Source organism: Bradyrhizobium sp. (genome assembly GCF_016219575.1).
Taxonomy (GTDB): Bacteria; Pseudomonadota; Alphaproteobacteria; order Rhizobiales; family Xanthobacteraceae; genus Bradyrhizobium.
Window position 1 is genome coordinate 24852 of sequence record NZ_JACRMG010000009.1, and the last position, 12718, is coordinate 37569.

The window sequence follows — 12718 nt, forward strand, 5'->3', positions numbered from 1 at the left end:
TTTTCAGTTGACGAAACAGCCATCAACCGAAGTAAGTAGCCAATGGCCTTAGATTCCAATTTTGACGTTTCCGAGATGTTTGCGGCGCGCGAGTCGCAGCGCAGCGCCATGCATACACGGCACCTCAACGAGCAGTTCGTGCGCGTGCTGAAGACGATCGGCTATGACGTCGGATTCCAGAAGGGCCAGGGCCAGTACCTCTATGACCGGGCCGGCGACAAATATCTCGATTTGCTGAGCGGATTCGGCGTTTTCGCGATCGGCCGCAACCATCCGGCGCTGCGCCAGGCCCTCAAGAGCGTGCTCGACGCGGACATGCCCAATCTGGTGCAGTTCGACGTCTCCACGCTCGCCGGCATCCTGGCCGAGCGGCTGCTGGAATATGTGCCATATCTGGACAAGGTGTTTTTCGCCAATTCCGGCGCCGAAACGGTCGAGGCGGCGATCAAGTTTGCGCGCGGCGCGACAGGGCGTCCCGGCATCGTCTATTGCAGCCATGCGTTCCACGGCCTGTCCTATGGCGCGCTGTCGCTGACGGACGATCCCAACTTCCGCCTCGGCTTCGAGCCGCTGCTGCCGGGCTGCACGCCTGTTCCCTTCAACGACCTTGCAGCGCTGGAGCGCGCGCTGTCGTCGAAGCAGGTAGCGGCCTTCATCGTCGAACCGATCCAGGGCAAGGGCGTCAATCTTCCGAGCGACGAGTTCCTGCCCGGCGCGCTGGCGCTGTGCCGCAAATACGGCACGCTGTTCGTCGCCGATGAGATCCAGACCGGTATCGGCCGCACCGGCAAGTTCCTCGCGGTGGAACACTGGAACGTCGAGCCCGACATGGTGCTGCTCGCAAAGGCGCTGTCGGGCGGCCACGTTCCCGTCGGCGCGCTGCTGACGCGCAAGAACATCTTCGACAAGATCTTCAATCAAATGGACCGCGCCGTCGTGCACGGCTCGACCTTCGCAAAGAACGATCTAGCGATGGCCGCCGGCATTGCCACGCTGGAGGTGATCAAGGCAGAGAACCTGATCGAGAAGGCCGCCAGGCGCGGCGCCGAGCTGCAGATGGCGCTGACGCGGCTGGTGCCGGGCTACGAGCTGTTGAAGGAAGTTCGCGGCAAGGGATTGATGCTCGGCGTCGAGTTCGGCGCGCCGAAATCGCTGCGGCTGAAGGCGTCGTGGAACGTGCTGGAGACCGCCAACAAGGGCCTGTTCTGCCAGCTCATCACCGTGCCGCTGTTCAAGGACCACAAGATCCTCACGCAAGTCGCCGGCCACGGCAGCCACACCATCAAGCTCTTGCCGCCGCTCGTGATCACGGAAGAGGACTGCAACTGGATCGCCACCTCGTTCGACGAGGTGATCGCCGCCAGCCACAAGGTGCCCGGCGCAATCTGGTCGCTCGGCAAGACGCTGGTCGACAACGCCGTGCGGAAGTCGGCGTAGGGCCTCTCGTAGGGCGGATTAGCGAAGCGTAATCCGCCGCCCGCCTCACAATTCGTCATCGGCGGATTACGCCTTGCACCTTCGCTTGTTGAGCCAGAGTGCATGGGATCGGCTAATCCGCCCTACGATGTTCGGCCGCAGTTTCGACGGATCCGCTCGATATTGCTTTCGCTGAACGAACAATGAGGAGCATCCCATGCGCATTACCGGCGGCTGTCATTGCGGGGCGATCCGCTACCAGGTGGAAGGCGATCTGATCGTGCATGCGCTGTGTCATTGCAGCGATTGCCGCCGCCACGCCGGCGCGCCGATGGTGGGCTGGACGATGTATGCCGAGGACTCGGTCAAGGTGACGCAGGGCGAGCCGAAGATTTATGCGTCTTCCGAGCACGGCCGCCGGCATTTTTGCGCCAATTGCGGCACCGGTCTCTTCTACAGCAATGCGAACATGCTGCCGGGGATCATCGACGTGCAGAGCGCGACCTACGACGATCCCGATGCCGTTCCGGCAGCGGTGCATATCCAGATTGCCGAGCGCATCGGCTGGATGGAACGCGCGCACGAATTGCCGGCATTCGAGCGGTATCCGCCGCAGGCGTAGCCGCGCCATCGCACGGCGCATCAGGGCATCCTCAGAATAGCTCAGCCTACCGCACCGCCGTCGAACTCGCACAGCGCCCGCAGCACCAGCTGCGGCGCTTCCTGCACCACGCAATGGTCGAAGCCATCGAACTGCAACTCGCTGACATCGGGAATCAGCGAAACGGCGCGCGAGGCCATATCCTTGTAGACGCGCCAGGATTTCTCGGAGGTCGTGACGCGCACGGGGCAATCGATTCCGGCGAGCCACATGAAGGGGTTGCCGCGCGCGTCCCCCTTGTAGACCTGCTCCATCGTCTCGATGATCGGCCGCAGCACCGCCGACTCGATTTCCGGCGTGCAACGCAGCCGCACCCGGCCGTTTTCGACCGGCGCAAAGCCGCTCCGGATGAAGGCCCACAGCGAAGTCTCGGTCCAGTTCGCAAAGGCGGGGGCGGCGCGGAAGCGCGCGAAGGCGGCGTCGAAACTGTCGAATTCGGCCTGGCGGCGCAGCACGCCCTCGACGGAGAAGCGGCCGCCTTCGCTCAATTCGCCGTCGCGCGCCGCGCGCGGATCCATCGCCGTCGGCTCCATCACGAACAGCCGCCTGAAGCGATCCGGCAAGAGCTTTGCCGACAACAGCAGGTCGGTGGCGCCGGCGCTGTGCCCGATGCCGTAGATGTCGCGCAGGCCGAGCGCGTCGACGATCCGGCAGACGTCGTCGGCGTAGTCGATGAAGTGATAGCGATCCGCCGCCGGCTTGTGGCTCTCGCCATGACCGCGGCGATCGACGCCGTATACGGTGTAGTCCGAAGCGAGATCGCGCGCGAGCTCGTCCCAGACGTCGGCGCAGAAGCCGGTGCCGTGCAGCAGCAGCGCAGGCGGCTTGCCTGCGTCGCCCCATTGCACCAGCGCAATGCGGTCCTCGGCGGACCCGATCGAAAAGCGGCGCTTGGGCATCATGGCTACCGGCGGGAATCTTCCAGGATCATCGCCGCAGCCTTTTCCGCGATCATCGCGGTCGGCGTGTTGGTATTGCCCGAGGTGATGGTCGGCATCACGGAGGCGTCTGCGATGCGCAAGCCGCCGAGCCCGAAGAAGCGCAGGCGCTCGTCGACCACGGCGGACGGATCGCTCGCCAGTCCCATCTTCGCCGTGCCGACGGGATGGAAGATGGTGGTGCCGATATCGCCTGCCGCCCTGGCCAGCGACGCGTCGTCGTCGCCGACGGAGGGGCCGGGGAGATATTCGCTCGGTGCGTATTTCTGCAGAACCGGCTGTTTCATCAATTTTCGCGTGGTGCGGATGGCGTCCGCGGCGACGCGGCGGTCCTCGTCGGTCGCGAGATAATTCGGCGCGATCATTGGTGCTTCATCGAGCTTCGCCGAACGGAGCCGCACGGTGCCGCGCGAGGTCGGCCGCAGATTGCAGGCGCTGACGGTGATGGCAGGGAAGCGGTGCAGGGGATCGCCGAACTTGTCGAGCGACAGCGGCTGCACGTGGAACTGGATATTGGCCCGCTCGAAGGCAGGGTCGGAACGCGTGAAGATGCCGAGCTGCGACGGCGCCATGGTCAGCGGCCCGCGACGGCGGAAGGCGTAGTCGAGCCCCATCAGGCCGCGGCGGAACAGCGACCAGTAGGTCTCGTTCAGGGTGCGCACGTTGGACACTTTGTAGATCGCGCGCTGCTGCAGATGGTCCTGCAGATTGCGCCCGACGCCTTGCTTGTCGAGCACGATGTCGATGCCGAGCGGCGACAGCCAATCCGCCGGTCCGATGCCGGAGCGGTGCAGCACCTGGATCGAGCCGATCGATCCGGCGGTGAGGATCACTTCGCCCCTGGTGCGCGCCTCCACCATCTCGCCGTTCTGCATGAAGCGGACGCCGGTCACCCGGCCCTGCTCGACCACGAGGCGATCAACCAGCACCTTGGTTTCCAGCCGCAAATTCGGCCGCGTCATCGCCGGCTTCAGAAAGCCGCGCGCGGCGGACCAGCGCCGCCCGCGCTTCTGGTTGACGTGGAAATAGCTGATGCCCTCGTTGTCGCCGGTGTTGAAGTCGGCAATCTTGCGGATGCCCATTTCTGCGGCGGCATCGCCCACGGCGTCCAGAATGGCCCAGGACAGCCGCGGCGCCTCGATGCGCCAGCCGCCGCCGGCGCCGTGGTGCTCGCTGGCGCCGAGGAAATGATCCTCCAGCCGCTTGAACGCCGGCAACACGTCGTCATAGCCCCAGCCGGAAAGCCCGAGCTGCCGCCAGTGGTCGTAATCGGCGGCCTGGCCGCGCATCGAGATCATCGCATTGATAGCGGAGCAGCCGCCGATCACCTTGCCGCGGGGATAGGCCAGCGAGCGGCCGTTCAGGCCGGGCTCGGCCTCGGTACGGAACATCCAGTCGGAGCGGGGATTGCCGATGGCGAAGAGATAGCCGACCGGGATGTGAAACCAGATCCAGTTGTCGTTGCCGCCGGCTTCCAGCACCAGCACGCGCATGGCCGGATCGGCCGACAGGCGGTTGGCCATGATGCAGCCCGCGGTACCCGCACCGACCACGATATAGTCGAAATCGCCCTCGAGCCGTCGCATGCTCCTCCTCCGCACTTACGAGTCGTTGCCCGGCGCGGCAAGGACCACAGAAGCGTGACGCCGCTTTCTGAAGTAATCCAGCCAAGTAGGCAAGCCTGTGAAGTGCCCGACCCATCGCGGGGAATTGCTGTGCAGGCAGAGACACGCTTCGGCGCCCGTTGCACGCATCGGGGCCGGTCACCTCAGGAAAAAGAAATCCTCGCTGCCCGACAACGAACCATAGGAGAACGGCTGTTGTTTCTTGCTGGTCGAGATCATCACATCGTCTCTTACCGAGTCGAACAGCCGGCGTATTTCCAGGGCGGGTTTCTGCTGAATTCGCTTCACCACAGCTTCCGCAAAGGGGCTGTTGTTGCCTTCTCCATCGAGCGCCGTTTCCCCGTGCTTGGCAGCATAGACGACCAGTGTTCCCGCCTCGGGTTCGATGCGGGCGAGTCCTCTGCCCATCGACCTCGATGCCATCGTTCGCTTCATCTGATTTGCGAATGGATTGTCCCTGCATGCATCGAGAATAATGAGCCGCAGGCGCTTGGCTCCCTCGATGGTGTTCATCACCTGTCCGACATTGATGGCTTCGAGGTCGATGTCGCGGTCGGCCTTGAGCTGGACATCGATCGGTATCATGTAGTTCGCGCCGCCGAATTCGATGCCGTGTCCCGCATAGTAGACGACGGCCCAATCCGAGCCGTCGGCAATGGTGGCAAATTCGCGTAGCGCCTGTATCATTCCTTCCCGTGTCAGATCGGTTTTCAGCAACACCGACTGAAAGCCGACGCCTCGCAACGCGGATGCAAGCAGGCGAGCGTCGCGCGGCGGGTTCGCCAGCGGCGGACCGTATCTGTATTGCCCGTTCCCGATGATGAGAGCCGAGCGCTTTCCGCCGGATGACCGCGAGTCCGCGGATGGTTGGGCTGACGGCTGGGCGGGCGGCGGGACCGCGGCCTGCTGCATCTGTTGCGGAGAAGCGGGGACCGGTTGCGGCTGGCGGGTCTTGGCGGTTAACGCGACCTTGAGATTGTTTTTCGCCTGGTCATAGTTCGGATCGGCCTTTGTCGCCTCGCCATAGTCGGCGATCGCCTTGTCGAATTCTCCCTTCTTGTACCAGATATAGCCTCGGTTGTTGTATGCGACGGCGCTCCTGGAATTTGCCTTGATCGCATCGGTGAAATCCGAAATCGCCCTGTCGTGGTCTCCCTTGTCTGCCCAGGAGTTGCCTCGGTTGATGAAGGCTGTCGATGATTTTGGATCGATCCGGATCGCCTCGGTGTAGTCGGCGATAGCCTTGTCATGCTCCTTCTTGTCGCTCCAGGCGATGCCGCGCCTGTTGTAGGCGGTCGAAGACTTGGGGTCGAATCGAATGACTTCGCTGAAGTCTGCAATCGCCTTGTCGTATTCGCGTCTCTCAGCCCATGCAGTGCCGCGGTCAAGGAAACTTCTCGTGTTATCGGAATTCAGCCGTATTGCGTCGCCGTAGTCAGCAATGGCCTTTTCAAGGTCGCGCTTGTCTTGCCAGCTCTTGCCCCGAAAATAGTATGCTTCGGCATATTGTGGATTGACGCGGATGGCATCGGTGTAATCTGCAATCGCCTTGTCGTATTCCCGCTTGCTGTTCCAGGCGAAACCCCGGTTGACGTAGGCGCTGGCCGAGCGAGGCGACAACCTTATCGCTTCCGTATAGTCGGCAATTGCCTTGTCATGGTCGCCCTTGCGCTCCCAGGCTCTGCCGCGGCTCAGATAGGCCTCCGAGAATTTTGGATCCGTGCGAATTGCGGCGTCATAGTCCAATATCGCCTTGTCGTAGTCCTGCTTGTTGTGCCAGGCCAAGCCGCGGCTTCTGTAGGTTCCTGCATATTTCGGAGACAGCGCTATCGCCGCGGAATAGTCCGCGATGGCCTTGTCGTGCTCCTTTCGGTCTTCCCAGGCGCTGCCTCGGTTGTCGTAGGGAGACCAGTACTTCGGATCGAGGCGGATAGCCTCGCTGAAATCTGAGATGGCCCGGTCGTAATTGCGCTTGGCGCGCCAGCTCATGCCCCGATTGTTGTAGGCGATCGCATAGTTGGGGTCTCTTCGTATCGCCTCGTCGAAGTCCGCAATCGCCATGTCGTATTCGCGTTGCATTCTCAGGACATTGCCGCGGTTGTTGTAGGCGCGCGATGATTGCGGATCGACGAATATGGCTTCGTCGTAGTCGGCAATGGCCTTGGCGTACTCGCCCTTGTTGAACCACGCCAGCCCGCGATTGAGATAGGCCGAGGCGGGCGGGTTTCCTTTCTTGATGACTTCAGTGCAGGCAGCAATTGCGGCGTCGCCGGTCTGCTTGTCGCAGGACTCAGCAATCGATTGGGCACTCGCCATTCCCGCGGCCAGCATCGATGCCAGCACGACTGCTGCAACCGCGATCGACGAGGTCGATGGGAGAGAAACTGCCTTCATTCTGCGCCCGCCCTCGCGGGATGTTTTTCAACACCCCAAAACAAGATTGGCAGCTGAGGCAAGCCGGACGTTGCGGCAGATCAACGATCTGGTGGCGGCGAGGTCAGGTGGATGGGTCGCTGTTGCCATCGGAGGAGCGGCGCCGGCACGGGTTCCGATGGCGAAAGGCCCCGCGATACTGCTCCGGCTGAGTTTGGCGGCAGATTTCTGGGGCATTCGGCGTGTCGCCGGGGATGTTGGGCTGGACGGCCATCCCGTGCTAGACATGGCAAAACAACCGAAACGGACCCGAAACTGTCATGCCCATCGTGAACCGCGTCGCCGACCTGCAGCCCGATATTCAAGCCTGGCGCCGGGACATCCACCAGCATCCAGAACTGCTCTATGACGTCCACCGCACCGCGGCATTCGTGGCCGACAGGTTGCGCGAATTCGGCTGCGACGAGGTCGTCACCGGCATCGGCAAGACCGGCGTGGTCGGCGTCATCAAGGGCAAGAGGCCGGCCGGCAACGGCGACCTCAAGGTGATCGGCCTGCGCGCCGACATGGACGCGCTGCCGATCGAGGAGGAGACCGATCTGCCCTATGCGTCGAAGACGCCGGGCAAGATGCACGCCTGCGGCCATGACGGCCACACTGCCATGCTGCTCGGCGCAGCGCGCTATCTCTCCGAGACCCGCAACTTTGCCGGCACCGCGGTCGTGATCTTCCAGCCCGCCGAAGAGGGCGGCGCGGGCGCAGCCGCGATGATCAAGGACGGGCTGATGGACCGCTTCGGCATCGAGCAGGTCTACGGCATGCACAACGGCCCCGGCATTCCGGTCGGCCAGTTCGCGATCCGCACCGGTCCGATCATGGCGGCAACCGATTCCCTCGACATCAAGATCGAGGGCCTCGGCGGCCACGCCGCGCGGCCGCACAAGTGCATCGATTCCGTGCTGGTCGGCGCACAGCTGATCAACGGCCTGCAGTCGATCGTCTCGCGCACCGTCGATCCGCTGGAGTCGGCCGTGATCTCGGTCTGCGAATTCCACGCCGGCAACGCCCGCAACGTCATCCCGCAGACCGCGGAGCTGCGCGGCACGATCCGCACCCTGACCGAGGAGGTGCGCAGCCTCGTCGAGCAGCGCGTGCGCGAGGTGGTCAGCGGCGTGGCGCAAATGACCGGCGCCAAGATCGATCTCGTCTATGAGCGCGGCTATCCGGTGACGGTCAACCACGCGGCGCAAACCGAGGTCGCGACGCGTGTCGCAATGGAAGTGGGCGGCGAGGGCGCCGTCGGCGAGGCACCGCCGATGATGGGTGCGGAAGATTTCGCCTACATGCTGGAAGCGCGTCCCGGCGCCTTCATCTTCTGCGGCAACGGCAACAGCGCTGGCCTGCATCACCCCGCCTATAATTTCAACGACGAGGCGATCGTCTACGGCACGTCCTATTGGATCCGCCTGGTGGAGAATTCGCTGGCCGCATGAGGCCGGCTCGCCGCCACGCGCAAGCTTGGGGGCCATCATGACTGGCTCGCGCGGGAGTACGTTGGCAATTGCGCTGGCGATATTCAGCTCGTTCGCCGGAGGCGACGCGTCGGCGCAAACCTGCCAGGGCATTCGCATCGAGATCGGCGCCGGAGAACCGCGCTGCCTCCAGCCCGGGGCGGGCGAAGCGTTCAGGGATTGTCCCGACTGCCCCGAGATGGTGGCCGTGCCCGCGGGCCGCTTCACGATGGGGGCCGGCCCGAAGGAGCTGGTGGCGACCGTTCCCGAGGACCAGGTTCCGGTGACCATCGCGCGGCCGTTTGCGGTCGGGAGGTTTGCGGTTACGCGGGGCGAGTTCGCCGCGTTCGTTGCGGCGACAGGTCACAATGTGGATGGAAATTGCTATCGCATCGGCGAACCCAGGCGGAGCCAGCAACGCGACTGGCGGTCGCCGGGCTTCGCGCAGGACGACCGCCATCCCGTGGTCTGCGTGAGCTGGCATGATGCCAAGGCCTATGTCTCATGGCTCGCGTCGAGCACGGGCAAGCGCTACAGGCTGCTGTCCGAGGCCGAACGGGAGTTCGTCACACGTGCGGGCACGGCCACGGCGTTCTGGTGGGGCAGCACGATTTCGACCGGGCAGGCCAATTACGATGGACGCATCGCCTATGCCGGTGCGCCCACCGGCGAGGTGAGGCATGCGACCGTTGCGGTGGACGGCTTTCTTCCGAACCCCTGGGGTCTCTACAACGTGCACGGCAACGTGTGGGAGTGGACGGAAGATTGCTGGAACGAGATGAACGCAGGTAACCCCGGCGACGGGACTGCGAGGTCGAGCGGCGATTGCAGTGTTCGCGTCGTGCGGGGAGCTTCCTTCTACAATTATCCTCACACCCTGCGCGCAGCACGGCGCGAGCGGGAGCCGGCGGACAGCCGCGTGATCACCTTCGGATTCCGCGTCGCCAGAACCTTGTGATTGCGAGGGAAGGCCCGCATTTCGGATGCGGGCCTTCCCTGCTTGCTGCTTCGAGTTCTATCGGCTCGTCGGATTGGTCAGCGCCGGTTCGTTGGCCGGGCGTTTCGGGAAGTTGGGTTGTCCGGGCGGCGGCGGTTCGGCGGACGGCTTGAGCTTCACCTTCGGCTTGAACTCGCTGGCGGGAACGCCGGCCATGCTGGGCTTGTTCGCCGTATCCGCCTTCACCGCGCCGTCCGCCGGCGGCTCGCTCTGGATACGGTTCTTCGTCTTGTCTGTCTGCGTCGGCGCGGCCGCCGTTGTCGTGGCGGGTTTTGTGGTCGTCGTGGTGGTTGGATTGGTCAGCGCCGGTTCGTTGGCCGGGCGTTTCGGGAAGTTGGGTTGTCCGGGCGGCGGCGGTTCGGCGGATGGCTTGAGCTTCACCTTCGGCTTGAACTCGCTGGCGGAAACCCCGGCCATGCTGGGCTTGTTCGCCGTATCCGCCTTCACCGCGCTGTCCGCCGGCAGCTCGCTCTGGATACGGTTCCTCGCCTTGTCCATCTGCGTCGGTGCGGTCGCCGTTGTCGTGGCGGGCTTTGCCGTCGTCGTGGTGGCCGGCTTGGCCGCGGTCGTCGTGACCGGTTTCACCGAAGCCGTGGTCGCGGGCTTGTTGGTCGTTGTCGTGGTGGCGGGTCTGGCCGCGACACTGGTCGTGGCCGGTTTGGTGCTTGCCGTGGTCGCGGGCTTGGCCGCGGTCGTGTTCGCGGGCCTTGCAGTTGTCGTGGTCGCGGGTCTGGCCGTTGTCGTGGCCGCGGGTTTGGTTGCCACCGTCGCGGCCGGTTTGCTCGGCGCCGGCGTTGCCGGTCTTGCTGCTGTCGTCGTCGCGGGCGCGCGAACTACGGGGGCTGGCGCGGTGCGAGCGACAGGCGCGGGCCGCACTACCGGTGCAGGCGCGGCGCGAACGACGGGCGCGGGCGCCGGGGCCGGCGCTGAGCTGGTGGTTTTCCTGGTCTCCGCGAATGCCGGCTGCGACAATGCAAGCGCCGCCAGCAGCACGGCAGCGCGTGCCATTCCCGTCTCGAATGTCATGACATTCCCCCAAAGAAACGGATGCGAATCCGAACGGCGCTTGGCGCCGGATTGTTCTTGGCAATTCTTTGAAGTTGCCCGTTAGCTATAGACCCAAACGGCCGGGATACGCAGCGCTATTCGCTCGCCGCGGGGATTAATCCTACCGCAGCGCAAAAGAGATTACGGCAGCGGCCGGGCCGGATCGCGGTGGTTGCCCGATGCGGGAAAAAGGAGTCGGCGCGCCGCGAAGTCCCGGGGCTGGATGGAGCCGCGCAGCGCGCCGACCTCAATGGGAACGTCCAGGCGTCCGGGACGACCCAATGGTGCTGAGAATGCGATGATAGCATTTATCAATTAAAGGTTGTACGTGGAATTGCGGAAATTTTTCGCCGATCACAGGATTTTGCATCCCGCGTCGATGGAACCCGTCAGGCCGCGTCTGTGGAACTTCCGAGCAATTTGGCCGCGAGCTTGAGATCGCCGACAAAGCGGCGGTATTCGCGCGCTTTCGTTTCCTCGTCCGGCAGCCGCAGCAGGTAGGACGGGTGCACGGTCACCAGTGCCTGCATTGTGTGATCGAGTGTGACCGGCTTGCCGCGGTTCTTGTTGATCGGCGTGATCCTGCCGAACACGCATTGCGCGGCGGTGGCGCCCATCGCGACCACGAGATCGGGTTCGATCGCCGCGAGCTCGCGCTCATACCATTGCCGGCACGCCTTGATCTCCGGTGTCGACGGCTTCTGGTGCAGGCGGATCTTGCCGCGGGCCACGAATTTGAAATGCTTCACGGCATTGGTGATGTAGATTTTATCGCGATCGATGCCGGCTTCCTCCAGCGCGCGATCGAGCATGTTGCCGGCGGGTCCCACAAAAGGTTTTCCGGCGAGGTCCTCCTTGTCGCCGGGCTGCTCACCGACCAGCATCAGCCGCGCGCGGGCAGGGCCTTCGCCGAACACGGTCTGCGTCGCGTCTTTCCAGAGCGGGCAGGCGCGGCAATCGGCGGCTTCCGCGCGCAAGGCGGCGATGCTGTCGGCGCTCGCTGGTTTGCGGTCCATGGATGGCTCCTGTGGTTCAGCTGCCGGCTCAGGCGGCCTGCCGGCGAGTATTTTATCAGATTGATTTATTTCATGAATCTGAAGAGTCGTAATCGCGATTGACTCTTCGGGCCCTGTTAGCTTTATATTAGAACATATCATGAACAAATAAGCCGGCTTCTGGTTCTCTCAGACCCACGGCGGTCCACCACTTCGAGGAGCGGCGACCTATGAACGGCGCACGCATGAGCACGCTTGCGTCCCTGCGCGGCAGCATCGAGCGCATGGAAACCCATGGCGATGTGCATGGGCCGGACAGGGTCGCGCTCGGGCATCGCTCTGCCGATGAGATGCTGCGCGGCGGGCTGGCGCTGGCCGCCGTGCATGAAGTGTTTGCCGAAGGGCATCAGGGCGCAGCCGCTACCGGTTTCATTGCCGGCATCGCCGGGCGGATTGCGCCGCGCAAGCCGCTGGTCTGGGTGCGGCAGGATTTTGCGGAAATTGAATCCGGCGCGCTGTCGCCGGGCGGGCTAGCCGAACTCGGCCTCGATCCGCGCCTGCTCGTCACCGTGCGCGCCGCCGATGTCGAGGCGGCACTGCGCACCACGGCCGATGCGCTGGCCTGCGATGCGCTGGGCGCCGTCGTGCTGGAGACTTTTGGCGAGGCGCGCCAGCTCGATCTCGTTGCCAGCCGAAAACTCACGCTGGCCGCGCAAGCCTCAGGGGTCACTGCGCTGCTGCTGCGCGTTGCGGCGCAACCGGCGCCTTCCACGGCGGAGACGCGCTGGATCGTGCGCGCGGCGCATTCGCCGCCGGCAGCACCCTGGAGTGCGTGGGGCGCGCCGGTGTTCGACGCGCAACTGGTGCGCAACCGTCATGGCCCGGTCGGGCGGTGGATCATGGAATGGAAGTGTGATGAGTGCCAATTCAGCGAGCCGGCGTCGTATCCTCAGCCTGTGGCTGCCATACCTGCCCATCGACCGCATCAAGCGGCTGCGCGCGCAGGGCACCGTCTCGCGAGTTGAGCTTGTTACAACAAGTGAGCTGGATGGGCTCGCATGTGAGGCAGGCACATTGGCAGGGCTCTCTCCCCCCTTGCGGGGGAGAGTTGGAGAGAGGGGTAATCACGAGCACCGCCCGAGCGGCTCACCCCTC

At 64.2% G+C, this 12718-nt stretch carries 9 protein-coding genes and 1 pseudogene; 6 read left to right on the forward strand and 4 right to left on the reverse strand.

The genetic code is table 11. From position 1 onward, the window contains the following. Window positions 1–42: 42 nt before the first annotated feature. Both hpnO and HZB49_RS05235 read left to right on the forward strand, forming a co-directional pair. Entirely contained in the window at window positions 43–1437 is a 1395-nt protein-coding gene (gene hpnO / locus HZB49_RS05230; RefSeq protein ID WP_291609448.1) for an aminobacteriohopanetriol synthase HpnO, read from the forward strand. A gap of 196 nt (window positions 1438–1633) precedes the next feature. After that, window positions 1634–2038 (forward strand): GFA family protein, encoded by a 405-nt coding sequence (locus HZB49_RS05235; protein ID WP_291609449.1) that lies wholly within the window; start codon window positions 1634–1636, stop codon window positions 2036–2038. A gap of 41 nt (window positions 2039–2079) precedes the next feature. Here the strand turns inward: HZB49_RS05235 and HZB49_RS05240 are convergent, their stop codons facing one another. The 3 genes from HZB49_RS05240 to HZB49_RS05250 all read right to left on the reverse strand — a co-directional run bounded on the left by HZB49_RS05240 (window position 2080) and on the right by HZB49_RS05250 (window position 7034). Continuing rightward, a complete protein-coding gene (locus tag HZB49_RS05240) occupies window positions 2080–2979 on the reverse strand; it encodes an alpha/beta hydrolase (protein ID WP_291609450.1) in 900 nt (299 codons plus the stop codon). Window positions 2980–2981: 2 nt separating this feature from the next. Next, window positions 2982–4601, reverse strand: a complete 1620-nt coding sequence (locus tag HZB49_RS05245; protein ID WP_291609451.1) for a GMC family oxidoreductase N-terminal domain-containing protein — start codon at window positions 4599–4601, stop codon at window positions 2982–2984. A 177-nt stretch (window positions 4602–4778) separates the two neighbouring features. Beyond that, window positions 4779–7034: a tetratricopeptide repeat protein gene (locus tag HZB49_RS05250; RefSeq protein WP_291609452.1), complete on the reverse strand. Its 2256-nt coding sequence runs from the start codon at window positions 7032–7034 to the stop codon at window positions 4779–4781. Window positions 7035–7333: 299 nt separating this feature from the next. Between HZB49_RS05250 and HZB49_RS05255 the strand changes: the two genes are divergently transcribed. From HZB49_RS05255 to HZB49_RS05265, 3 genes are read left to right on the forward strand one after another with little or no spacing between them, the layout of a single operon-like run. After that, window positions 7334–8506 carry a M20 aminoacylase family protein gene (locus HZB49_RS05255; RefSeq protein ID WP_291609453.1) on the forward strand — a complete coding sequence of 391 codons (1173 nt, stop codon included), beginning with the start codon at window positions 7334–7336 and terminating at the stop codon, window positions 8504–8506. Between the two features lie 37 nt (window positions 8507–8543). Next, window positions 8544–9482, forward strand: a complete 939-nt coding sequence (locus HZB49_RS05260; protein WP_291609454.1) for a formylglycine-generating enzyme family protein — start codon at window positions 8544–8546, stop codon at window positions 9480–9482. 25 nt (window positions 9483–9507) lie between these two features. Further along, window positions 9508–10632, forward strand: a complete 1125-nt coding sequence (locus tag HZB49_RS05265; RefSeq protein WP_291609455.1) for a hypothetical protein — start codon at window positions 9508–9510, stop codon at window positions 10630–10632. A 325-nt stretch (window positions 10633–10957) separates the two neighbouring features. On the opposite strand, the pseudogene HZB49_RS05270 reads toward HZB49_RS05265, so the two are convergent. Then, window positions 10958–11599: pseudogene (locus HZB49_RS05270) on the reverse strand (UdgX family uracil-DNA binding protein); the annotation flags it as partial. Between the two features lie 194 nt (window positions 11600–11793). On the opposite strand from HZB49_RS05270, the gene HZB49_RS05275 reads away from it, so the two are divergent. After that, entirely contained in the window at window positions 11794–12588 is a 795-nt protein-coding gene (locus HZB49_RS05275; RefSeq protein WP_291609456.1) for a DNA repair protein, read from the forward strand. Window positions 12589–12718 lie beyond the last annotated feature (130 nt).